The sequence below is a fragment of the Wolbachia endosymbiont (group A) of Cydia splendana genome (assembly GCF_947179475.1).
GTDB lineage: Bacteria > Pseudomonadota > Alphaproteobacteria > Rickettsiales > Anaplasmataceae > Wolbachia > Wolbachia pipientis.
Window position 1 is genome coordinate 218,710 of the sequence record NZ_CAMXBP010000001.1, and the last position, 23,695, is coordinate 242,404.

Genomic DNA, 23,695 nt, shown 5'->3' on the forward strand with positions numbered 1-23,695 from the left:
GGAGATGACAGGAAAATTTATTGTAACTTTATATTTTAAATAGAATAAAGTTCTTTTGTTAGTATTGTCCTTTTTGTAAAAAATATTCCTAATTTCTTCATCATTTCTGTGGGTAAGGTAATCTGCTTCTCTACCTCAAGTGGTTAACAAAGTTTCTTGTCACGAGGGACCAAATGGAAATCTGCTCGTTTTCACGCGAATTAATGTTACAAATTCTATACATTTCGTTACAAAATGGCATTCGCTTTCTCCATTATCCTTTACCTGCATTTTCATCAGCGTTCCTTGCGGTTTGCTTGCCATATAGGCGGAAATACAGGCTTACCCTGTTCCTTCTGTCATACAACAGTGGGTTAGGTGACTTCTCTATACCGGTGATTTGCGTACATCCAGAAATGAAAAATGTCACATTACCTTTTGGTCGGAGCTTATCAGCATCTTTAGCTCTTTAATCGTTACGATACTTATGAAGCTTCACTTACGTTCACCATACCACTAAGCCTAGCTCTCCAACCACATGATGCTTGTAGTTTATGCTCCTTTCACGATTGAGCATCTTCTTTTTCAAGAGGAGGTTCATTGTCCGCATCGCTTGGCACCAACCGGTTACCCGATTCGCACTGATGCGTAGACTCAGATGGCAAAACATCTGGTTTAATAAGTTTTAGAACTCTTTTAGTTTCTTTCTGAAGGAATTCCTCTCCTTTTAAACAATATGACCGAAGACTTTCAGGTCGCACCATTTCAATAATTAGCTGGGTTCCAGCAGAATCAGTACAGAAAACATCAACAATACTTTGTTTTTTAGAGGCAATCTCAGCATCCATGATAGTGCTGAGAAATTCTATTTCTTCTATTTCATCTTTGCCAGCGAAGCCCAATATATCATTGAGAAAGTGAATGAGAATATCTTTATTTTTCTCAGTGCCAAATATTCTCTTGAACGCGAAATTGTTTTTTGGATCGAGAAATTTCGAAAAGGCCATAATTAAATACAATTAGGAGACGAATAATTATACACTATTTTTCGCAAATGTTCAACCTCTGATTACTCCTTATTCTTTGCCCTTCCTGCACGCTTACGTTCATTTGGATCAAGGAATTTCTTGCGTAAACGTATAGATTTTGGAGTTACTTCCACCAATTCATCATCATCTATATACGCTATCATATCCTCCAGTGTCATTATCTTTGGTGGAGTGAGCTTTATAGCTTCATCACTACCTGAAGCTCTTACGTTTGTTAATTGCTTACCCTTTAACACATTTATCTCCAAATCATTGTCACGGCTATGCTGGCCGACAACCATGCCACAATATACCTTATCCTGTGGCTTAATAAACATAATTCCCCTGTCTTGCAAATTGAAAATTGCATATGCCACAGCCTCACCCTTATCTGTAGAAATTAAAACTCCATTGCGCCTTCCAGAAATTGGACCTCTATGTGGAGCATAACTGTGAAATAAACGGTTAATTATGCCTGTGCCACGAGAATCAGTTAAAAACTCTCCTTGATAACCGATTAATCCTCTTGATGGCACTAAAAACGTTAATCTTGTCCTGCCATTACCAGAAGGTCTCATGTCAGTTACTTCACCTTTACGGAAGCTGAGTTTTTCCATGATGATTCCACTATATTCATCATCTACATCAATTACTACTTCCTCTATAGGTTCAAGTTTTTTACCGCCTTCTTCTTTAAATAACACGCGAGGGCGTGATACCGAAAGCTCAAAACCTTCTCTCCTCATATTTTCAATTAACACTCCAAGCTGTAACTCACCACGCCCACCTACTTCAAATGTTTCACCGCTTGGTGCCAAAGTCACAGTAATTGCAACATTTGTTTCTGCTTCCGCATATAAACGATCCTTTATAGCAGTTGAAGTAAGCTTTGTACCTTCTTGCCCAGCAAAAGGTGAATCATTAACGCTCAGAGTAATCGCCATTGTTGGCGGATCAACTGGAGTTGAGCTTACTGCAGTTGTAACTTCTGGTGCTGCTATAGTATCTGAAACCGAAGCTTCCTCAAGTCCTGCAATTGCAATTATGTCTCCCGCCACAGCTTGTTCTACTGGAATGCGTTTCAAGCCAGAAAATGAGAGCAACTTAGTTAATCTTCCTCGTTCAATTACTTTGCCATCGAGGTCAAGCACCTTAAGATCTGAATTGACTTTTGCAATGCCCTGATAAACCTTTCCTGTCAATATTCTGCCAAGAAACTTATCAGACTCAAGTAGAGTGACCAACATAGCAAAAGGTGCATTTTGATTATAAACAGGAGGTTTTATATAATCTATAACCGTTGAAAATAATGGGCTTAAATCTTTTCTTTCATCAGAAAGCTCCTTAGCACACCAGCCATTTCTACCTGAAGCATACAACACTGGAAAATCTAGTTGCTCGTTGGTTGCATCAAGGTTAAAAAATAACTCATATATTTCATTTAATACTTCATCAATTCTGCTGTCTGGTCGGTCGACCTTATTGATTATCACAATTGGCTTCAAATTTGCTTTTAGTGCTTTTGAGAGCACAAATTTTGTTTGTGGCATGGGACCTTCTGCAGCGTCAACCAGCAGCAACACACCATCTGCCATGCACAATACCCTTTCCACTTCCCCACCAAAGTCCGCGTGCCCTGGCGTGTCAATAATATTGATCTTTTCATCGCCCCACATTATTGATGTACATTTTGCAAGTATTGTAATTCCGCGTTCACGCTCTTGATCACCACTATCCATCACTCGTTCTTGAACTTCTTGATTCTCGCGGAATGTGCCACTTTGTTTTAACATGTTATCAAGTAAAGTAGTTTTACCGTGGTCAACGTGTGCGATTATTGCTATATTTCGGATCGATTTAAATTCGTTCATTTTCTATCATTTCAAAATTAATTTAGTAATAAGTATACATAAAATACACTTGGAGTAAATAACTAAAGCTGTGTATAAATGCTGTGTTTCCAAGATATTATAGGATTACTTTGTTAAATATTCCCTACTCCCAGGTTTTGTTATGGGTAGTTGTTTTAATTCACTTGGAAGTTCTTCCTCGCTGTAGTTTTTGATGTTCAGTTCAATCAAAGATATGACAGGAAAAGGCAGTTTCGTTTCACTATTTCTCTTTATCAAAGAAGCTTCAGCAACAACTTTACCTCCTTCCCCTTCTGCACATTCCACTGCTTCAAGTGAAGATTTACCTGTGGTTATTACATCTTCAATGAGCAATATTTTCTCACCCTTTTTGATCTTAAATCCACGGCGTAATTCAAACTTACCATTAACGCGCTCGCAAAACATTGTCTTTATTCCAAGCTGCCTGCCAATCTCATAACCCACAATTATTCCACCAATTGCAGGAGATAATATTAAATCTATGGAGCTATTTAATTCTTTTTTTATTTTATCTGCTAATAATGCGCAAACTTTCATGGCTCTGCTTGGATTTTCAAAAATCTTCGCACACTGTATGTATGTGTCACTATGCAGCCCGGATGATAAAACAAAATGCCCATGCAAAATTGCTTCTGCTTCTTTAAATTCTTTTATTATTAGGTTATTTTCGTCTAATATCATTTTTTAAGTTTCACTATTACATTCTTTATTAATTATCTGAGTGATACAAACATCAGACCACACATTTATTGCAGTTTCAAACATATCGATGATTGTATAAATAGGCAAAATCAGTCCCATAATATGCAGAGGAACATTCATCGACATGAGATAACTGGTTGCCATAAAATAGCACCCCATCGGCACTCCAGCGTTACCAATTGCAGCCCCTGTAGCTAAAAAAATCCATATCAACATTTCGCTTAAGGAAAATACGTATCCGTTCATTTCTGCAACAAACATTACAGTGATTAGTATAAATGCAGCACATGCATTCATGTTAATTGTTGTGCATATTGGTAAAATAAAAGACGATAATTTCTTTGGCACCTTTAGCTTGTTCTGCACACATTCTATAGTTGTTGGCAATGTTGCACTGGATGATTTAGAAAAAAACGCAAGTGTGAGTGCTGGCATAACCCCTTTCAGCGTTTGAATTGGTGATATGCCTTTATACCACATAAATAGCGGTAAAATCAGAAATGCCTGCACAAAATTTGCAGACATTATGCAAACAAAATACCATAAAAGATTGTAGAACTCACTACCGCCTTTTAATTCATGCAAAAAACATGTGATAAAGGACCACACAGCAAGCGGAATGAATTTTAGTAACCCCTGAGCAATTTTAAGTAGCGTATCAAAAAGTGCAGAGAATATTTGATGTAATATATCCTGCTTTTCTTTTGAAAGTGAAACAATAGCTCCACCCATCAAAAAAGCGATTAATATGCTACCAATCATATTATTTTCAAGAAAAACTTGCACAAAATTAGAAGGAATGAGTGATTTTAAATATGAAAAATAACTGTGGTTATTGCTGTTAATACTCCCTATTGTATTACTTATGAAATTTTTTCTTGCTGGATCTATTAACAAATAAAACGATAATGCAACAAACGCAGCTATAATAGTTGTAAGCAGAGTATAAAATAGTGTTTTCTTAACTAAGACTTTGATTTCAATTGAGTCTTTGAGCCCGGAAATTGTGGAAACTATGGATAAAAAAACCAGAGGTAAGCTTATTAATTTGAGCAAGCTGATAAAGATATCACTAAATAGCTTTGCTATTTCAAATATGATTTCATTGTTTAGGTAGTAAGCAACTATTGCAAGCAGTATAGAAAAAAGTATTGCAAACTTGTGCATTGAAAATAAAACTTCAAAGTAACATTATACAATAATTTTGCTGTTTTGGAATCAGATTGATAGACAAAATAACTTTACAGATTAGGGAAAGATAAGAGGATGTGTTTATTCGGAGACAGTGTAAGATTTCTTAATTTAAATTTAGGTGCACTTAGCCCATTCTGGTGATAACAAATTGGAATAGATAAGATATGATAACTAACTCTTCTGCGAGTATATAGTTTTGCCGGACACAACAGTACGTACTACGTGTCCTTTTACTTTGCGACCATCGAAAGGAGAATTCTTTGATTTACTAGCAAAGTTGTCAGTTTTAATTTCCCATTCATGATTGAGGTCAACTAAAATTAAGTCTGCAGCAAGGTTTTTTTGTATACGACCACGTGGTATGTGTATTATATCTGCAGGCTTATATGTCAATTTTGCGAGCACATCAAGTAGACCCATTTGCCCACTGTGATAGAGTTCAAGTGAAAGGGGCAGCATTGTTTCAAGACCAACAATACCAAATGCAGCATTTTCAAGTGGCAGATCTTTAGAACTACGATCATGCGGAGCATGATCGGTTGCAATGCAATCAATCACACCTGTCTTTAAACCTTCAACCATAGCTAAACGATCTTCTTCAGTGCGAAGTGGCGGGTTCATTTTTGCAATTGCCCCATGTTGTTTTACTATATCTTCAGTCAAAGTGAAGTGATGAGGGGTTACTTCGCACGTAACATTTAATCCCAAATCTTTTGCACGTTTAATAGCATCAAGTGAATCTTTTGAAGAGACATGTAGAATATGGTAGTGCACATTCTCCATATCTTTCATGAGCAGTATATCGCGACTTACCATAACCGATTCTGACGCACTTAAGATCCCCTTTACTCCCAATTCTTCAGAAATTTTACCTTCGTTGATTGCACCACCTGCTGATAAATTTAAATCTTCTGCATGTTGAGCAATAGGAACATTCAGCATACTTGAATAAAGCAGCGCCTGTCTCATAATCATTGGGTTCATAACTGGCATGCCATCATCGGTGAACCCAACCGCACCTGCTTCCTTTAAAAGTGCCATTTCAGTCAGGTGTTCTTCCGAAGTGGTGATTTTAGCGTAAAATTCAACGTTTACATGTGAAGTTTCAAGTGCTCTATATTTCAAATATTTAGCCAAAATAACGCTATCAATTGCTGGAACAGTGTTTGGCTGACAAACTACAGTTGTAACTCCCCCCGCAGCTGCAGATTTGCTGCCTGTATATATAGTTTCTTTATGTTCCTGGCCTGGTTCACGAAAATGTACGTGAATGTCAATAAGGCCTGGCATTAGAACAAGCCCTTTACAGTCTATTGTTTCATCAACTCCACTTGTTGAAAATAATGATTCGCCAAAATCAACAATTTTATCCCCTTCAGTCAATAGCGAACCTTTTATATCAAGTTTAGTTTCTGGGTCGATAATACGAGCATTAGTATACGCAATTTTATAGCCTTCCTTTTGCCCTGTTTGCAACAAATTCCAAGTTTGAGTCATTATATTTGAGTATCAATTATGCAATAAATCTAAAGTTTTTTTAATAAAACACAACCAAATTAAAACACAGACTAAGAGCTGTCTTGAATTAAAATTATCCCAAAAATCCCGCCCTTATAACCTAATTAGCTTAGTTTTAACGTTAATGTGTGAAACTCTTAGCTCTGTTGGAGGATTTTCCAGTTGAATATCTGGCTCATTCTGCATGTTCGATAAACAAATTAAAGCTGAATCAAAATCTTCATCGAACTGTTTTGCTTCATGTATACCATCGATTATTTCCTCTAATTCTTCATCCATTTCTTGCGGCGCACTTTTTAATATCGCTTTTATTTGGTTTAAGTTTTGACGAATTTTCTCCTGATATCCAACAATTCTCTCTTGATATATATCAATCATTTTTTGACATGCGTTGCCTCTAAATGGATGTTCTTTTTTCTCTTTTATGTAAGAACTTTGAAAGTCTTTACAGTTAAGGATTGCTTCTCTATGTTTTTTTATGTCATTAATCGCGCTGACTATCGACTTATCTATTTTCTTCGAATTTTCTTCCCGTTCTTCTCTTTTAATTATACTTTTGGATTCATTTTTTATCTGGTTCATTTTGTCATACAGGTTTCTACATTCTTTGTAAGATGCCATTGGTTGTAATATTCCTTCTTCTACACCTTTATTGTAAAAATTCTTCAACTCATCACTTGATAGTATTGTTATAGCATCTTCCCTTTTACCTTGTGATTTAGGATACTTTTTATTCAATGAACTAACATGATTTAACAAGAAATCTTTAACTAGCCCTTCTTTTTTTACTTCGGATAATCTTTCTAGTGTTTCTATATATTTCAGAGTTTCCGCAAAGAGCTGTCCACCAGAGGGAGCAAATCCTTGAAGTGATTTACTCTGTGCTTTACAAAAATCGGTTTGTAAAAAATCTTCAGCTTGTTTTTTTATTACTGAAAGTTCATTAAAGGCTTTTTCTGGATTGATTTTTCTCAAAATACTAATAGCTTTTCTAATCGCTTTTTCTCTCTTTTTATTATCTTGTTTTTCATTTAATATGAGATTTCAGTTTTGGTAAAAGCATCACCGCGATCACTCTTTGCAATGTTACAAACGATGCTTTTTACAACTTTTTCGGTTGCTGCATAATCTATTTCTTTTGCAAAGCAGTCAACAAATGATTGCCAAACTTTTTTATTAACAAGCTTACTTGTCTTATTTTCAAAATCTTCTATATCTTTGAATCCTAAAATAGTATAGAGATTTTTTTCGATTATTGGTTCGGCATGTTGTTTTGCCACTTTACCTTTTATATTGAATGGAAATTTACTAATCTTAGTTGTACCCACAATGTTACCTCAATATTAACGCTATCTATAAAAGTATAAAGATTTAATATTTAATTTTTAATTAATACTAGCACAGCTAACTACGGGAGCATTATGCTAGCATCAATTAACACTTTAACTTCTAACTTGTCATCAGTAATATTGTTTATATAAAAACTATAATTTTTTATGCCTGAACTTGGGAATATATTGCTATTGCTAGCCTGCTTATTGTCTTTGACATATTTGTTTTTACCGCTTAGTTCTTGTCGGTTTATTACCACTGCCATATTTTTTTGTGTATCAGTGTCAATGGCTATTTTGATCTACTGCCACATTACAAATGATTTTTCACTTGAAAACGTATACTACCACTCACACACAACAAAACCTTTGATCTACAAGATTTGTGGTGTTTGGGGAAACAAAGAAGGGTCCATGTTGCTTTGGACCTTAGTGCTTGTCATGTATTTATTACTAATGGATATTTATATACCTTCTGTCATCCCAGTTTCCCCCTCTGTCATCCCAGTCTCTTCTTCTGTCATCCCAGTGCCCAGACACTGGGATCCAGACAATTTAATTGCAAATGAGTACATCAAATGGCAGTGTAATAAAAACTGGATTCCAGTGTCAAGCACTGGAATGACACCAGAACGAACTAATGGTAGTAAATTAAAAAAAATATCTCTTATCACTCATGGGCTGATTTGCTTTTGTTTTTTGCTGTTCACTTTAATTGAATCCAGCCCCTTCACTAAAATGCCAGGCATTGAAACAGATGGATTGGGTTTTAATCCGATATTGCAGGATATAGGCCTTGCTATTCATCCACCGATATTATATTTGGGGTACCTTGGATTTAGCGTTCCTTTTTCGCTCTCTATAGCTGGATTAATTTTAAATACTGAAGGAAATGTTTGGGCTAAAATTGTCAGGTCTTGGGTACTTATTTCTTGGTCGCTGCTCACTTTGGGCATCAGCTTAGGTAGCTGGTGGGCATATCGCGAACTTGGGTGGGGTGGATTTTGGTTTTGGGATCCAGTGGAAAACGTTTCTTTGATGCCGTGGCTAATTGCAGTAGCGCTGACACATTTGTTGCTCGTGGTGCGAAATTTCAATGTTTTAAGGAACTTTGCTATTTTACTTACGCTTACAACTTTTATATTGAGTGTGACTGGAACATTTCTAGTCCGCTCAGGAATACTTACCTCAGTGCACACGTTTGCAGATGATCCAAGATATGGACTATATATATTAGCTCTACTTGGTGTAATTACAGTCAGTAGCTTAGTAATATTTGTAGTATTTACGAGAAAAAATCACACGTCTGCGATGTCATTCCAATGCTTGACACTGGAATCTGAAAAGAAACCTGCTACTCAAGTGACAGAGGGTAGAAGATTCTTTTCACGCCTTACGATGATGCTGATGAACAATTTATTATTCATCACTGCCTTTTTCATTGTGTTCGTTGGCACTTTATACCCTACAGTGCTCGAATATTTAACCGGTGAATTAATTTCAGTTGGAGCACCATACTATAATTCCTTATTTAACCCTATTGCACTGGCTATTCTAGCCCTCACGATAATTGGGCAATACTGCAGTTGGCAGGGAAATAGTCTATTGCCAATATTCCGTGAATATAGATTTTCATTTTGTAGTGCTGCAGCTATTTTGCCGTTTATTTTTCACATGGAGCTAATAATTGTGCTATCAATTACTATCTCCATAGCATTATTAATCTTTGTTTTAGAAGCATACAGTAAAAGAATTTGTTTATTTAAGGTAGCATTTGGTGAATCAATTTTATTAGCAAGAAAAGTTTCTAAATCCTACTATGCAATGATGGCAGCTCATGCTGGAGTGGCAATTCTAGTGCTTGGTATAGCATATTCGGTTGGTTGGCAGGAGAAAAAAGAAAATTACTTAAAAATAGGGGATAGCATAACAGTCAATAAATTTAAAGTTACTTTACGAAATATTGAGCTAATAAAAGAAAAAAATTTCCATGCAGTGAGGGGTACAATGGATATCAGGAATTTGCTGAATAATAAGATATTAGGTGAGATGACCCCTGAATATAGATTTTACCTTGTGGAAGGTCAGAAAAATGTTGAAAGCAGTATCTACCACAATTTATTTTCTGATATTTATGTTGTAATTGGAGAGATTGATAAGAGTAAGAGCAAAATCGCAGCCAAAGTGCACTATAAACCTGGAATGTCTATAATCTGGCTTGGATCCTTTCTTATCGCTTTTGGTTCGCTCTTTGCTGCTTTTCCTTTTAGTAAACGGGCGAAGGTTGTCTAGCTGTCGTGGATTTATTAACAACGCTCCTAGGTCCAGAGTGCAATATATGAGAAATTACCGGGCTATAGATACTGATTTGCAAAGGTTAGAACCAAAGAAAGTTATATTTTTTTATTGACAGACCTATATATTACGATATTCACTAAGGGATTAGTGAGTAATGGTTATACAATATGAATGGTGGGGTATCAGACAAGGAAAAAGCTATACGCACTGCTTTCGATTTTAAGGAGCCTTACAGCGATTGGCATCAAATTTTTAAACGTCCTAATCAACAGTATAACCCTTCCAACTATGATTCGTCGAGCGAAATAAATGAACACGATATAGAAACTCAAAAGATTGAAGAAGGTGATGGCCATGATTCAGGTATTAGTTCCGATGATGAGGATGACCGGGCAACTTATACAGCAGTACAATTAACTAATGATTCTCTTGATAGCCAAAGATATACAGGAATATGCATTCCAACACCAACTGATGGTTGGGCAGGTGAAAATAATCATCAGACTGGTTTATCAGGTGATTTGCCAGACGTGAGTAATAATCCACAAATTTTTGAAAGTACTGATTCAGTAGAGCATAATTCTACCTGCAATGATCATGTAATTTGTGATTCAGGTCACAATTCTGACGATGAGGATCAGATTCCAGAGGACTTTCCTTCAAGGAAACGAGTACGATCGATTGAAATTGATCAGTTTGAACCGTTGTACAAGAAGAGGAAAATAGAAGCACAAAATAATCAAAAATATACAGAAAATGTATGTAATCCAACAAATGGTGGTTTGTTAGGTGAAAGTGATAATCAACAGATTTCTGAAGATACAGAAATAACTTCTGATTGTAATCCAGATGATTCAGATCCAAAAGGGAATGAGGGCTATGGTTCAGATGGTTCTTGTGAAAGTAAAGAAAATTTGACAAAGGGCGCTGGTGGTAGTAATCAGACTTTTGAAGGTGAACAGAAAAGCTCAGAATTTCCGAAAGTTAACAATTGGTCAGATAGTGATGGGAACTCAGAAGACAGTTCGGACTGTGGTGATGATCATACGCGTCAAGTTAAGAGATTGTGAGCAAATTTAGAGAGGTTAAAGTGGATACTCTAGCCCTTCTACGTTTGTCTTTTAATGAAAATCGCGACCAAGTTATAGTGAGTTTTTTAAGAAATGCTTTTAAACTATTAATTTTGGTTAATACTAAAAATAACTCTCTAACCCGCCTTTTTAGCTCAATAAATGCCTTTGTTAAGCTAAGTTCTGTATTCTTTTTCACTTCTGTGCAACCAACTATGCCGTGAAATATAAGAATTGCGCACAATTTAGCATATAGTTCACATAATACTCTGCATGGCTTTCCTTTTAGCTTATCAAGCCTGATATGGCTTTTATACAATTTAAATAATAACTCAATTTGCCACCTTACTCTGTAAATCGTTAATACTTGCTCAGCACTAATTTTATTTTCTGGAACATTAGTTATAAATATTGACCAGTTCAACAATTTTTGATTTCTTTTAGAGGATGTATATCCCTGCGATCTTGCTAATCTATTAGCTTTCCTTCTTCTGGCCATAGACTGTTCTTCAGTTAGTTTCTGACATATAATTCTTACTCTAATTTTTGCTTCTTTTCCTAACAATACCTCGTTTTCTAAAAATAACTTATCCTCTAAACATTCTAATAACTCCATTTTTTGATTTGTTTCTACATCATATATGTTGGTATCGGATTTATAACGACTTATGAAATAAGCTCCTATTTCATTGATTTGTTTAAAAGAACTTGGCACAAAATAACCGAGATCAGATATTAGCAAATCATTGCTTAATATATTACTTAAATGTTTCCTATATCCCTGGTCTGATCTTACCCCCTCCGTTAAATTAAGTTGGTCTATTATCTGATTCATGTAGTCGAAAACTAATTGTAACTTTATTCCAGACTTAGTATTGCTTTCATAGCCACTGTAGCTAGTACCATAACCTTTATACATCTCTTCCATACTGTTAGGTAGAGTAATATAGCTACTGTCCAATAATTTAACACTATTAAATTGCTGTAAGATTTTGCAATCAACTTGCAAGATATTTTTAAAGAGAATCACAGATTCATTATACATCCTTTTCATAAATTCCACTGCTTCTTCAGTAAATCTAAAATCCAAACCTTGTTTTGTTATATCTATCGAGTCCTCGTTTAGTAATTGACACATTGTTTCTACGCTACAATTATCAACTCCTATATTACCCAAGACCATGGCTTTTACGAATGATGAACCTTTTAGCTTTCTCTTTCTTTTTATAAACCTTGTTGTAATTGAGATTTTCTCTGCTTTTTCATTAAAAAATTCTTTGAGCTTTTTTGATAAGCAAGTTATTTTATTCATTGGTTCTCTCACTAAAAGTATATCTGGGAGAACTTATACCTTATTATTCTATCTCTTTCATACCTTTATTTCCTTAACTTGACGCGTATGGTGGTGATGATAATGTTGGTCATTATGATACAGATTGTGGTGAACGCTACAGTCATCTAAGTTTTCATGATGAAAACACAAACATAATAAGAAAAAAAGATTCTTTTTTTTTAGCCCAAATAGAACTGAATAAAGCAGAAAGGGAGAAGTATGAAAATATTTGGCAAGAAATGGACAAAATCCTTAGTAGTTCACATGAAGTTGGTCTATGTGAAGATGATATTGAGGAGTTGAAAGGCTTACTATTACCCACAAATATAAATGTTTGTTGCATAGCTCTTAATGGCATAACTTTTGCTTGAAATAACTGTTTATATGGTGCAATTTACAGCTTTTAGTTGCTAAAATTATAACTCTTAGTTTAATAATTTTAATCTAATAAGCTTTCAGGTTAATAAAATTAAATTATTTGAGTAAATACAATACTATGTTTTTATTTGTGGGTAATAGTAAGGTTGAAAGGGAGACTTGATGAAGTTATAAGCCAAGCACTGGAACAAAGAATTATGTTCACTTTTCCATATAGAGACGGCGAGTCCTTTGTAGACTGTATAATTAATACAACACAAGAACTATATTGGGTCGATTCTACTGAGAATTCTAGACTTCTAGAGGAGAAAAAGATATTACAAGTAATATCGGAGGGTGCAACTTTAAATAAATTTACTAAAGAAAGGTACGATGATTATGTAAATTGTATTTACAGAGAAAAAGAGATTTTAAGTCAAAGGAATAAAAATATTTTAGGACTTAATAATTTAGCATATGAAAGTATTGTAAACAAAAGCAAGCAGACTCAAAATGTATTAGGACTAGACAAGGATAATGGATATTTTTGTATAGAATATTCGCAAGATAGTATTGTTGAAGTTGCAGAAATCCTAAACAATGAAAAAGCCAAAGACTTAAATTTAAGAGTTGGCATACTCAAAATTGGAGAAAGTATAGTAAGAGTTGAAAATGTAGAAGAAATAGGGGGAAAAAGAAATTACATGGATGTCTCAAAAGGTGGTATTGAAATGTCTTTTACTACTGAGGTAGGAGAGATAAGTATTTATCTAAGTCCTAGTGAGAAAGGCAGCAATAAAATAAAAGTGGAGATTGATGGGGAAAACAGAGCAAGGCTTAATGAGTTAAAAAATAGGGGAAAAAGTTTAGGGGAAAACTGTCTTTTAGGAGGAAAAAGTGTTGAGGAAGCTATAGAGCATGAAAGTTTTGAAAGATATGGCAGTGTACCTAACACTGCTATGAAGGAACCTAGCTTAGGTTGCGTTGCTAACATAGCAAGGGGGGGATAAGCTTGCAGAGATAAAATGATGGGCCAAATTGGCAGTATTTCGCTTTTGTAATGTACTTCAAAATGGTAGTATGCAAGCTAGATAGAACTTAATTGACAGACAAGAATTAACTGATGGAAAAATTGACATAATCAAACAATCACAGAATAAACTAGTGAATTTTTTGAAAAGTATATAAAATTCAAGTTTAAGTAAATAGCATGGCACTTAGACTCATTCCAGATAACCTCAATATCAAGTTTAGTAAATATAGAAATTTGACAGCACTCGTTAGCATTATTCTTATCATCTTTTCAATGCTCATTGTTGTACTGCGTGGAGTGAACTTAGGCATAGACTTTGCAGGCGGAATTTTGATAGAGATAAAATCTTCAGATGAGAATCACTCTATTCTCGATGCATTAAAAGAAAATGGTTTTACAGTGCAGAGTTCAAAAGCGGGTGATAATTTAGTCATGCGTTTTAAAGATGAAGGAGATGAAGATAAAATCAAAAAGATAAAAAGCATACTAGAAGAAAAGCTAGGTAGCTCAATAAGCTATCGTAAAATAGACTATGTTGGCCCACAAATAAGCTCAACACAAATATTTGAAGGAATGTTATCCATGTTGATCGCGATTGTTGGAATATTTTTTTACGTTTGGTTTAGATTTAATTGGCAATGTGGATTCAGTGGAATAACAGCACTGATTCATGACGTGATTTTAACTGTTGGTTTTATTAGCCTAACTGGCATTGAGTTTAATATTTCATCAGTTGCAGCTCTCCTCACTGTCATTGGTTATTCAATCAATAACTCAGTAATTATATATGATCGGATTCGAGAGTATCGCAGGAGTGGTAAAAGTGGGCGGATGAGTGAGGTAGTAGATGCAAGTATCAACGCTACATTATTTCGCACTATATTAACTTCTGGTACAACCCTTCTTGCTGCTCTTCCTTTGGTATTAATCTGCACAGATGCAGTGAGAGACTTCAGCTTGATCATTTTTTTTGGTATTTTGATTGGCACTTGTTCTGCAATATTTATTTCTGCTCCTATATTGACCTACAGAGCTTTGATAAGTAGATTGTAGAAGTGTTTAGTCGCGGTATAATATCAACTTATTATCTCTTATAGTGAAATGAAAATACCTTAAAAAGCTCATTCCAAGTAGTGAATGAGACATAGAATGAGTGTTAACGCTTGCCTGTACATCATTAATCAAAAAATTTCCTATTTTAACTTGAGGTATTTGAACCACTCCAGCTTTTATTTGACCTTTCGCAGTTTCATATATTTTAAAATCCTGAACATTTTGTAAGTTAATACCAACATGTAATGCGTCTTTTTGTGATAGAACAATATCGGTTGCTCCAGTATCAAGCAAAAACGTTATATTGCGATCATTGACTTGAGCCTGAATATAAAAGTGTCCATCATATGACTTCGTAAATTCAATACTTCCACTATTCTGACCGCTATTTTGAATTCTTCCTTTATATGGTAAAAAAGTACTGAGAAATCTGTCGCTTAGTTTCTCCCTTTGTGAATCAATAAGCATTGCAGTAGTGGCTATTATTAGCAACCAAATAACTAGATTTTTCACCGCGTTCATATTGTTAAAATTTGAAGCTATTAAAATAAATTTTAAAGATCAGCGTTAAAAGTTATTATTAAAAATAAGTAAATTTCATTGTTTTAGTACAATATTTAGTATACACTTTAAGAAGATATGTTTGATTTAATTTCATGTCAGAAGCAAAAAGTTTAATTTTGGCAGCTATCCTTTCCATGTTAATCATGGTGTCTTGGCGTATTATTTATGATAATTTTTTTAGTACAAACCAAAATCAGCCATTGATTGAAAATATTGAACATATCGAATCTTTTAACGACCTTGCTCCTATAATACACCAAAATCGTTCTGAAATTATTAATTCTACTCGAGAACAGAGGGTTAGTTTAACCAATAACATGATTAAAGGATCAATTTCTCTGAAAGGTGCAAGGTTTGATGACTTAATTTTAACTAATTACCACTTAGAACCGAGTTCTTCTTCTCCACAAGTGGTGTTACTGTCACCTGCAGAATCAAAAGATGTATATTTTGCAGAATTTGGGTGGCTCGATCCGAGTAACAAGATTAAAGTTCCAGATTCTAAAGCAGTCTGGCGAGCAGATAAACTTAATCAAAAAGAGGTCAATTTATCTTGGGACAATGAGAATGGCATTTTATTTAGAATGAAAATTAACCTCGACGATAATTACATGTTTAAAGTTGAGCAAGTTGTTGAAAATAATACAAAGGATAATGTAGTTTTGGTTCCTTATGGTAAAATTAACCGTAAACGTGACAATATCAACGAATCTTATTGGATATCCCATGAAGGAGTACTGGGTGCATTTGATAATAAACTAGAGGAGTGGACATATAAGGATATTTCCAAAAAACATTTAATAAAAGCAAGCACGAGTGAAAAAAATTGGTTTGGTTTTGCTGATAAATACTGGCTCACAGCCATCATACCTGAAAAATCTGATAAAATAAATGTAAGCATTAAACACACAAACGTTAATAATACTGATAAATTCCAAGTAGATTTTGTCAAACCTTACAAGAGCATACTTCCTGGTGCAAGCGTTTCTAATGTGAATTATTTTTTTGCTGGAGCAAAAAAGTTGAATTTACTGGATTCTTATAAGGACACTCTCAATATACCCCTGTTTGATAAAGCTGTAGATTTTGGTGTTCTTTACTTTATAACTAAACCAGTGTTTTTACTGCTTGAATATTTTAACTTCGCTTTAAAAAATTTTGGCTTAGCAATATTATTGCTGACTTTAGTAATCAAACTTTTGATGCTTTCCTTATCTAATAGATCATATATTTCGATGTTTAAGGTAAAAAGCCTGCATCCTGAATTAACTCGTATAAAAGAGTTGTATAAAAATGACAGCTTAAAGCAGCATAAAGAGACAATTGCATTGTTTAAGAGAAACAACGTAAATCCAATGTCGAGCATTTTTCCCATGCTAATACAAATACCGGTATTTTTTGCTCTATATAAAGTATTATTTGTTACTATAGAGATGAGGCATGCTCCTTTTTTTTTATGGATTAAGGATCTTTCAGCTCCTGACCCAACGAACATCTTTACATTATTTGGGTTGTTTAATTATAACTTTCCTATTTCTATAGGCATTTTACCTATAATTTTCGGTGCCACCATGATAATTCAGCAGAAGCTAAGTGAGAAAGATCAAACCAGTAAAGATGATATTCAAGTAAATGTTATGAAGTTTTTACCTTACATTTCTGTCTTTATTTTTTCTTCTTTTCCTGCCGGCCTGGTAATATATTGGATATTTAGTAATATTATAACTCTAATTCAACAGTCATTAATAAAGTTGTTTTTAACAAAAAAAGTGGTAGTAAATGTCGAGAATACTAATAGTTAATTCGATTTATTATACTGAAATAGCGAACCTTTTGCTTGAAGGTGCAATTGATAAATTAAAAGGCAGTAATGCCAGTTACGATGTAGTCGAGGTTCCTGGTACATTTGAGATACCAGCTACAATTCTTTTTGCAGTCAAGAGTGGGCATACTAATTATGATGGTTATTTAGCTCTTGGGTGCGTAATTCGCGGTGAAACCGATCATTATCAATATGTTTGTAAAGGAGTAATTGAAGGCTTAAATGAGGTTGTTATGCATTATGCAATACCCCTTGGTATGGGTGTAATTACCGCTGACAGCAAAGATAAAGCACTAGTTAGAGCTGATAAAAACAAAAAGAACGTTGGTGGCCATGCAGCCTCAACTGTTTTGCGTATGATAGATTTACACAATAAATTAAAATAATGGAGGAAAAACCAGTAGATAAAAAGTGGCGCATAAAAAGAAGCACGGCAAGATTTCTTGCTGTACAAATTGCTTATTCAAATATTTTCGTAGGTTACAACAAAAGCACTTTTAAACTGGAAAATTGTGAGCTTAAGGACTACATAAATAAGTTGAAAGATATATTTGAATGTGAAGAATTTGAACATCAGTTCTTAGAAAACTTGTTATATAAGGTTATAAAAAGCAGTGAAGAATATGATAAAATAATAGAGTCTTATTTACACCCAAGTTGGTCCCTTTCACGGTTAAATCTTATAAGCTTATCTATTTTGCGTGTTGCAATATGTGAGTTAGCTAATTGTGATACGCCAGTTCCAGTTGTCATTAATGAATATACTAACATTGCATCTGATTTACTTGATAAACCAAGCGAAATAGGTTTTATTAATGGGTTATTGGATAAGGCAAAAGATGCAGTTAAATTAAATAAAAATCCTTAGCAATTATAGCCAGCAAGCACAAGGTGTCATCCGAGTAGCTGCTGTATGAACATTGTCTACCAGATCCCAGTGCTTGACACTGGAATGGCTTTGTTGCATAGCAACTGAAAAAATCTGGTGGCTACTGACAAAATTCATTATAAAATAGCCATTTAACCTTGAAAGAAAAAATATGCCACAAAAAATGAGGGTCAGTAACCATAGCGAATATAACAAATTTCTAGAAAAAAGAGGAAATATTTTTCATTATATCAACGAAGCCATAGAAAAGTGGTACGAGAATGGTCCAAAAATACCAGGTGGCAACAATATTTATAGCGATAAAGTTGTAATTTTGGTGCACATAATAACTTGTTTATTTAGAATAGGCCTGAGGCAAACAGTTGGGTTTATAGCAGGATACCTTGAGCAAATTGGGAAAAATTTGCAAGTTATCAGCTATTCACAATCATCAAGAAGGTTTAAGAAACTCAATATTAAGATCAATGATTGCAGAAAATAATATGGAAGATATCGAAATTGCTATAGACAGTACAGGAATTAGTATATACAACAACACTCCTGGTCATAGCAAAGAAAATAGCGAAGATAGAAAGTATCGCAGCTATGAACAGACAAGAAAATTGCATGTAATGTTGAATACAAACAGCAAAAAAGCCATAGCTGTAAAATACAGTAACGGCTGATCACTATGGAGCTTGTGATTTGCTAAAAGAAGTCGATTTTCAGTATGTCATAAAAGTACTATATGCAGATAGGGCATATGACAGAGAAAAGCTCTATAAGCTGTGTAATCAATATGGTATAAAAACGAAAATTCCTCCGAAAAACAACGCAGCAGAGCATCCAAAGTTAGACTATATGGCTGAGAGAAATGCTGCAATTAGACTAATAAAATCATGCAGCGAAGATGGAATGAAGAGGTGGAAAAGGCAAACAAACTACGGAAAAAGATCTTATATAGAAAGTTTTTTCTCGCGACTGAAACAAACATTCGGGTTTAGTTTTAGGAATAAATCTGAGACAAATAGAGAGAAGGAACTACTTGTTAAATGCTATTTGCTCAATAAGTTCACTGATATTGGTATGGCTAAATTTGAGATAGCTTCATAAATTTATTGTGCGTTACCTACTATCCGAAGAGCGATGCAACAAAGCCCACTGGAATCCAGAAAAATTGATTGTGCACTATACAACATTTTCGATCAAAAGCTGGATCCCAGTGGGCTTTGTTGCATCGCTCAAGTGAAAAGAACTGGCAGTTACTGACAAAATTCATTATAAATAGCCATTTAACTGTTGAAGAAAAAATATGCCACAAAAAATGAGAGTCAGTAACTGCCATGAATATAACAAATTTCTCCAAGAAAGAGGAAGCATTTTTTGTTATATCAATGACGCCATAGAAAATTGGTACGAGAATTGTCCAAAAATGCAGGGCGGCAACTATATTTATAGTGATAAAGTTGTGATTTTGGTGCATATAATCGTCAGTTTCTTTAGAATTGGTTTAAGACAAACAGTCGGGTTTATAAAAGGGTATTTGTAACAAATAGGAAGAGATTTGGCAGTTATCAGCTATTCACAAGCATCAAGAAGGTTTAAGAAACTTAATATTAAGATAAATGATTGCAGAAAATAATATGGAAGATATCGAAATTGCTATAGACAGTACAGGAATTAGTATATACAACAACACACAGCAAGGAAAATAGCACTGACAGAAAATATCGTGGCTATGAGCAAACGAGAAAATTGCACGTAATGTTGAATATAAACAACAAAAAAGCCATAGCTGTAAAATACAGTAACGGTGTCTACTCTGATCACTATGGAGCTTGTGATTTGCTAAAAGAAGTTGATTTTCAGCATGCCATAAAAGCACTATATGCAGATAGAGCATGTGATAGGCACAAGTTTTATAAGTTGTGTAACGAATATGATATAAAGACAAAAATTCCACCAATAAACAATGCGGCAGAACATCCAGAAATAGATTATATGTCTGACAGGAATGCTGCTATTAGGTTAATAAAATTATACGGTGAAGATGGCATGAAAGAATGGAAAAAAGAAGTAAATTATGGGAAAAGATCTTATATTGAAGGGTTTTTCTCAAGATTAAAGCAAATATTCGGATTTAGTTTTAGGAATAAATCTGAGATAAATCGAGAAAAAGAACTAAATGCTATTTGCTTAATAAATTCACTGATATTGGTATGGCTAAATTTGAGATAGTTACATGAATTTACCATAAATCACCATCTCATAAAGTGTGATGCAACAAAGCCATCCCAGTGTCAGCTACTTGGATGACAAGAAAGGGAACACTGGAATTTTTGTTTCAGCATTAGCCATGCATCTAAACAGATACGTTGCCTTGAGAATCGCAACATCCATGCAGTTATGCGCGTAACACTGAAAATCAAAAAAACAAAGAGGCAGACTTAATCTACCTCTTTTATACTTAGCTGTCTAGTCTGGTACTTTTCCTTTAGCAGCTTGTTCAACAATAGGTGAGCCTAAATAAGTGTTAACCTCTTTAGCACCATCTTTGTCTAAACCTAATGTTTTATTCCACTTTGTTTCATTTACTGCCTCGAACTTACCTTCATCGTTTTTCTCTTTTAGTGAACCTATCTTGAAGAGTAAAGTATTGCCTAGTATACTGGTAAGCTGATTAATATCAACAATAATACGGTAGTTCTTGCCTTCTAAGCTGAAGTCTATATAATATTTATCCTTTTCTACCTTACCTTCTTCATCTTTAACTTGGTTATTCCTTGCAATTTCCCTAAATGCGTCTTTTGTTACTAGCAACCCATCCTTAATAACCTTCAGAGCTTTCAACTCAGATATTTCGTTATTTTTGCTGATAGCATATATTGCTAAATAAGTCAGCGCAGCAGCAACAAATGCTAAAACGCCCATTCCAAGTGGTGTAGCTGCAAAAGCTGCTAGCTTGCAAGTTGAAGGCCTCCAAAGCGGTGTTGAAAGTATTGCTAATCCACCTATAACGTATATAGCAGTAAATGCAACAAATACAGTGTTTGCTTTGTGGAGCTGGCCACAATGATTTTTGAAAGTTAGCATAAACGACTTCATTTAATAAAATATTAATATGCTTAAATTGTGTATAAAAGAACTGTCATAGTTAAGCTTTTTCGTAAGCTACCTGCCGCTTGAGCCAAAGCCCCCTGCATTGCGACCGGTTTCTTCTGCGCAGAATTCTTCTCTGTCATCCCAAATTACCTGAGATACAGGAGAAATAAGGATTTGTGCGATTCTATCTCCTCTTTTTATTTCGTATGGCTGATTACTTAGATTAATTAGACAAATTTTAACTTCACCTCGATAATCAGAGTCTATAGTACCCGGAGAATTTAAGACAGTGATTCCATGTTTTGCAGCAAGACCAGAACGTGGGCGGATTTGCCCCTCAAAACCGTTTGGTATTGCAATCACAATTCCAGTTGGAACAAGTAATCTTTCAAGTGGATTTAAAACAGCAGAATCATTCAATGCAGCATAAAGATCCATGCCAGCACTCTGCGTAGTTGCATAACATGGAAGAGACAAGTCTTCTCCGTGTGATAACCTTTTTATTTCTACTTTAATTTTACTTCTTTGCACTCCAATTTACCATCTATGAAGACTCAATTATAGCATGTAAATTGTATCTGCAAAAGTGATAAATGTAAATGATGTCATTCCAGCGCGTGACGCTAGGCCATAAAATTCCTTGACAAGTTCAGTGCTCCTTTTTTTGTCATCCCAGTGCCTCTATGATGTCATTCCAGTCTGGAATCTAGTCCTTATTATGCAGCCACTTGGTTGAAATTAAGTCTTCTGGATCCCAGTGTCTGGGCACTGGGATGACATCATAAGGGCGCTGGGATGACACCCTGACAACCGTCATCCAGCTACTTGTTAGCGGGATCTAGAGATACCGCGAATGAATCGCGGTATGACGTAGATTGCTGTCATTCCAGTGTCAGCTACTTGAATGACACCCTCTTGGTATTCGTGTAGTTGCAAGCAGTATAGCTATAAATCACTCACAATCGATATGCTTGAATTACTCTCAGTAAATAAATCAAGCATAATGTTAGGTATTCTACCATCAACTATGTGAACAACTCCAGCACATTCCTCCGCCATTTTAACGTATGCCATAAGCCTTTCAATAAATTTTTCCCCTTTAATTTTCCCACAATCAATCGATGCATTTAAATTTTTAACAGATATCTTCCTGCCACCAATTTTATCTATTTCTTCATCTGTGTCACTCAAGATTATCATTTTAGATGCAGAAACTGCGATTGCGATTGCGCTTGCAGTGCTATCGGCATCAATATGATATGTTTCCCCATCTTTTCCATGACCAATTGGTGCAATAACTGGTATAAAATCTGATTCTTCAATAAAAAATAATATATCAGGATTGATTTCAGTGGGTCTACCGATGAACCCCATGTCTAATATCTTTTCGATATTATTTGATCTATCTTCTCTAAGCGTAGCGGTTATTTTTTCGGCTTTAATTAAGTTACCATCTTTTCCACATAATCCAATAGCTGAACCACCAGCAGAATTTATATGCTGAACAATTTTTTTATTAACTGAGCCACACAGTGCCATTTCAATGATTTTCATAGTGTCTCTGTCTGTAAGTCTGATACCATTCACAAATTTACTGTCCATACCCAGCACTTTTAACACCGAGTTAATTTCATATTCTCCGTCATGAATTATTACCGGATTTATACCAAGCTGCTTCAACAAGACAACATTATGCACAAAAGTGTTAAATAGTGTTTCATCTAAGATTATTGTACCACCGCATTTAATGACAAAAGTCTCGCCTACAAAGCTAGGTATATTAGATAGCACTTCAAATAATATTTCTGCTTTTTGTTCAAATGATACCTCACCCTTTAAGAATTCACTACTCTTCATTTTTTTATCTTGTAAACTTGAAAAACTCATCTCTTACCTTGGTTATTTTATGCTTAACACGGATGCTCATTTGATGAATTGACACATTCTCATTATTAATCCATCTTTGAATATCTTCTATAACAGCACCTAAGCTTTTTTGACTTACTTTATCTATTTTTGTTAGCACAACGTTAAAGTTAATGTTATTATATATTAACCAATAAATGAAGTCTTTGTCTATTTCTTTTAATCCTACCTTGCTATCTATCAACACAAACACTCTTCTTAGATTTCTTCTTTGAATTAGATAATACTCAATTAAGTTTAAATATTGTATAATTTCCTCCTTACCTGCATGAGAATAACCATACCCTGGTAGGTCAACAAGCCTGAACTTATCATTGTACATAGAGTAAAAATTTATTTGTCTAGTGCATCCAGGTTTAGAGGAAACTCTGGCAGCTTTTTTGCTGTTTATCAGTAAGTTAATCAGACTGGATTTTCCTACATTTGATCTACCAGCAAACGCAATCTCTGGAGCCGACTCATTTGGTAATGATTTTATGTCCGAAGCTCCAAATATGAAATTGCAGTTTGATGTTATCTGTTTTGCCATTATATTCAACTAGAAGGTAGTAGGTATATTATAGTGTTATTGCTTGATATAAGAAATTTTTTATTTCAGTATATATTACTTAGCTAGATCTGTGCT

The 23,695-nt window shown here is 34.6% G+C and carries 20 protein-coding genes and 3 pseudogenes; 10 read left to right on the forward strand and 13 right to left on the reverse strand.

Annotated elements, in window-relative coordinates; all coding sequences use genetic code 11:
• Positions 1–740: 740 nt before the first annotated feature.
• The 7 genes and pseudogenes from OM961_RS07325 to OM961_RS01075 all read right to left on the reverse strand — a co-directional run.
• Positions 741–986: pseudogene (locus OM961_RS07325) on the reverse strand (PD-(D/E)XK nuclease family transposase); the annotation flags it as partial.
• 62 nt (positions 987–1,048) lie between these two features.
• Positions 1,049–2,878 carry a translational GTPase TypA gene (typA, locus tag OM961_RS01050; protein WP_264339173.1) on the reverse strand — a complete coding sequence of 610 codons (1,830 nt, stop codon included), beginning with the start codon at positions 2,876–2,878 and terminating at the stop codon, positions 1,049–1,051.
• A gap of 105 nt (positions 2,879–2,983) precedes the next feature.
• The gene (pyrE, locus tag OM961_RS01055; protein WP_006279657.1) at positions 2,984–3,580 is read right to left on the reverse strand and encodes an orotate phosphoribosyltransferase; all 597 of its coding nucleotides are present in this window, start codon (positions 3,578–3,580) and stop codon (positions 2,984–2,986) included.
• Positions 3,581–3,583: 3 nt separating this feature from the next.
• Complete coding sequence (locus tag OM961_RS01060) at positions 3,584–4,768, reverse strand: dicarboxylate/amino acid:cation symporter (RefSeq protein ID WP_155968759.1); 1,185 nt, start codon at positions 4,766–4,768, stop codon at positions 3,584–3,586.
• 198 nt (positions 4,769–4,966) lie between these two features.
• On the reverse strand, positions 4,967–6,292 hold the full coding sequence (locus tag OM961_RS01065) for a dihydroorotase (RefSeq protein WP_264339174.1): 1,326 nt from the start codon (positions 6,290–6,292) through the stop codon (positions 4,967–4,969).
• 114 nt (positions 6,293–6,406) lie between these two features.
• Entirely contained in the window at positions 6,407–7,288 is an 882-nt protein-coding gene (locus OM961_RS01070) for a hypothetical protein (protein ID WP_264339175.1), read from the reverse strand.
• 56 nt (positions 7,289–7,344) lie between these two features.
• On the reverse strand, positions 7,345–7,641 hold the full coding sequence (locus tag OM961_RS01075; RefSeq protein ID WP_264339176.1) for a hypothetical protein: 297 nt from the start codon (positions 7,639–7,641) through the stop codon (positions 7,345–7,347).
• Positions 7,642–7,809: 168 nt separating this feature from the next.
• On the opposite strand from OM961_RS01075, the gene OM961_RS01080 reads away from it, so the two are divergent.
• Complete coding sequence (locus OM961_RS01080; RefSeq protein ID WP_264339177.1) at positions 7,810–9,936, forward strand: heme lyase CcmF/NrfE family subunit; 2,127 nt, start codon at positions 7,810–7,812, stop codon at positions 9,934–9,936.
• Positions 9,937–10,109: 173 nt separating this feature from the next.
• A complete protein-coding gene (locus OM961_RS01085; protein WP_264339178.1) occupies positions 10,110–11,012 on the forward strand; it encodes a hypothetical protein in 903 nt (300 codons plus the stop codon).
• Here OM961_RS01085 and OM961_RS01090 read toward each other — a convergent pair.
• Positions 10,999–12,324: an IS4 family transposase gene (locus OM961_RS01090; protein ID WP_264339118.1), complete on the reverse strand. Its 1,326-nt coding sequence runs from the start codon at positions 12,322–12,324 to the stop codon at positions 10,999–11,001. The two genes, OM961_RS01085 and OM961_RS01090, sit on opposite strands and share 14 nt — an antisense overlap.
• Positions 12,325–12,851: 527 nt before the next feature.
• Between OM961_RS01090 and OM961_RS01095 the strand changes: the two genes are divergently transcribed.
• The gene (locus OM961_RS01095) at positions 12,852–13,712 is read left to right on the forward strand and encodes a hypothetical protein (RefSeq protein WP_264339179.1); all 861 of its coding nucleotides are present in this window, start codon (positions 12,852–12,854) and stop codon (positions 13,710–13,712) included.
• A 200-nt stretch (positions 13,713–13,912) separates the two neighbouring features.
• Positions 13,913–14,788 (forward strand): protein translocase subunit SecF, encoded by an 876-nt coding sequence (gene secF / locus OM961_RS01100; protein ID WP_264339180.1) that lies wholly within the window; start codon positions 13,913–13,915, stop codon positions 14,786–14,788.
• A gap of 6 nt (positions 14,789–14,794) precedes the next feature.
• On the opposite strand, the gene OM961_RS01105 is transcribed toward secF, so the two are convergent.
• A complete protein-coding gene (locus OM961_RS01105) occupies positions 14,795–15,310 on the reverse strand; it encodes a TIGR02281 family clan AA aspartic protease (RefSeq protein ID WP_264339181.1) in 516 nt (171 codons plus the stop codon).
• A gap of 134 nt (positions 15,311–15,444) precedes the next feature.
• Between OM961_RS01105 and yidC the strand changes: the two genes are divergently transcribed.
• The 6 genes and pseudogenes from yidC (at position 15,445) to OM961_RS07515 (ending at position 20,288) form a co-directional block, all read left to right on the forward strand.
• Entirely contained in the window at positions 15,445–17,154 is a 1,710-nt protein-coding gene (gene yidC / locus OM961_RS01110; RefSeq protein ID WP_264339182.1) for a membrane protein insertase YidC, read from the forward strand.
• Complete coding sequence (locus OM961_RS01115; RefSeq protein ID WP_006279647.1) at positions 17,132–17,560, forward strand: 6,7-dimethyl-8-ribityllumazine synthase; 429 nt, start codon at positions 17,132–17,134, stop codon at positions 17,558–17,560. Before yidC ends, OM961_RS01115 begins: the two co-directional genes overlap by 23 nt.
• A complete protein-coding gene (gene nusB / locus OM961_RS01120) occupies positions 17,560–18,042 on the forward strand; it encodes a transcription antitermination factor NusB (RefSeq protein WP_007549265.1) in 483 nt (160 codons plus the stop codon). The genes OM961_RS01115 and nusB overlap by 1 nt, the downstream gene beginning before the upstream one ends.
• Positions 18,043–18,214: 172 nt before the next feature.
• A pseudogene (locus OM961_RS07510) lies at positions 18,215–19,155 on the forward strand (IS5 family transposase).
• A 7-nt stretch (positions 19,156–19,162) separates the two neighbouring features.
• Positions 19,163–19,291 carry a hypothetical protein gene (locus OM961_RS01140; protein WP_264339183.1) on the forward strand — a complete coding sequence of 43 codons (129 nt, stop codon included), beginning with the start codon at positions 19,163–19,165 and terminating at the stop codon, positions 19,289–19,291.
• A 63-nt stretch (positions 19,292–19,354) separates the two neighbouring features.
• A pseudogene (locus OM961_RS07515) lies at positions 19,355–20,288 on the forward strand (IS5 family transposase).
• 229 nt (positions 20,289–20,517) lie between these two features.
• Here OM961_RS07515 and OM961_RS01155 read toward each other — a convergent pair.
• The 4 genes from OM961_RS01155 to yihA all read right to left on the reverse strand — a co-directional run bounded on the left by OM961_RS01155 (position 20,518) and on the right by yihA (position 23,599).
• Positions 20,518–21,135, reverse strand: coding sequence for a hypothetical protein (locus OM961_RS01155; RefSeq protein ID WP_231115830.1), 618 nt, complete (start codon positions 21,133–21,135; stop codon positions 20,518–20,520).
• 78 nt (positions 21,136–21,213) lie between these two features.
• Complete coding sequence (gene dut, locus OM961_RS01160) at positions 21,214–21,675, reverse strand: dUTP diphosphatase (RefSeq protein ID WP_006279458.1); 462 nt, start codon at positions 21,673–21,675, stop codon at positions 21,214–21,216.
• 414 nt (positions 21,676–22,089) lie between these two features.
• The gene (argB, locus tag OM961_RS01165; RefSeq protein ID WP_182309211.1) at positions 22,090–23,001 is read right to left on the reverse strand and encodes an acetylglutamate kinase; all 912 of its coding nucleotides are present in this window, start codon (positions 22,999–23,001) and stop codon (positions 22,090–22,092) included.
• Positions 23,002–23,005: 4 nt separating this feature from the next.
• Positions 23,006–23,599 carry a ribosome biogenesis GTP-binding protein YihA/YsxC gene (gene yihA, locus OM961_RS01170; protein WP_151807719.1) on the reverse strand — a complete coding sequence of 198 codons (594 nt, stop codon included), beginning with the start codon at positions 23,597–23,599 and terminating at the stop codon, positions 23,006–23,008.
• Between the last annotated feature and the right edge of the window lie 96 nt (positions 23,600–23,695).

Excerpts from the sequence above, each read along its gene's own strand:
- typA (WP_264339173.1), bottom strand. The coding sequence starts at position 2,878 with ATGAACGAATTTAAATCGATCCGAAATATAGCAATAATCGCACACGTT.
- pyrE (WP_006279657.1), bottom strand. The coding sequence starts at position 3,580 with ATGATATTAGACGAAAATAACCTAATAATAAAAGAATTTAAAGAAGCA.
- OM961_RS01060 (WP_155968759.1), bottom strand. The coding sequence starts at position 4,768 with ATGCACAAGTTTGCAATACTTTTTTCTATACTGCTTGCAATAGTTGCT.
- OM961_RS01065 (WP_264339174.1), bottom strand. The coding sequence starts at position 6,292 with ATGACTCAAACTTGGAATTTGTTGCAAACAGGGCAAAAGGAAGGCTAT.
- OM961_RS01080 (WP_264339177.1), top strand. The coding sequence starts at position 7,810 with ATGCCTGAACTTGGGAATATATTGCTATTGCTAGCCTGCTTATTGTCT.
- OM961_RS01085 (WP_264339178.1), top strand. The coding sequence starts at position 10,110 with ATGAATGGTGGGGTATCAGACAAGGAAAAAGCTATACGCACTGCTTTC.
- OM961_RS01090 (WP_264339118.1), bottom strand. The coding sequence starts at position 12,324 with ATGAATAAAATAACTTGCTTATCAAAAAAGCTCAAAGAATTTTTTAAT.
- secF (WP_264339180.1), top strand. The coding sequence starts at position 13,913 with ATGGCACTTAGACTCATTCCAGATAACCTCAATATCAAGTTTAGTAAA.
- OM961_RS01105 (WP_264339181.1), bottom strand. The coding sequence starts at position 15,310 with ATGAACGCGGTGAAAAATCTAGTTATTTGGTTGCTAATAATAGCCACT.
- yidC (WP_264339182.1), top strand. The coding sequence starts at position 15,445 with ATGTCAGAAGCAAAAAGTTTAATTTTGGCAGCTATCCTTTCCATGTTA.
- OM961_RS01115 (WP_006279647.1), top strand. The coding sequence starts at position 17,132 with ATGTCGAGAATACTAATAGTTAATTCGATTTATTATACTGAAATAGCG.
- nusB (WP_007549265.1), top strand. The coding sequence starts at position 17,560 with ATGGAGGAAAAACCAGTAGATAAAAAGTGGCGCATAAAAAGAAGCACG.
- OM961_RS01155 (WP_231115830.1), bottom strand. The coding sequence starts at position 21,135 with ATGCTAACTTTCAAAAATCATTGTGGCCAGCTCCACAAAGCAAACACT.
- argB (WP_182309211.1), bottom strand. The coding sequence starts at position 23,001 with ATGAAGAGTAGTGAATTCTTAAAGGGTGAGGTATCATTTGAACAAAAA.
- yihA (WP_151807719.1), bottom strand. The coding sequence starts at position 23,599 with ATGGCAAAACAGATAACATCAAACTGCAATTTCATATTTGGAGCTTCG.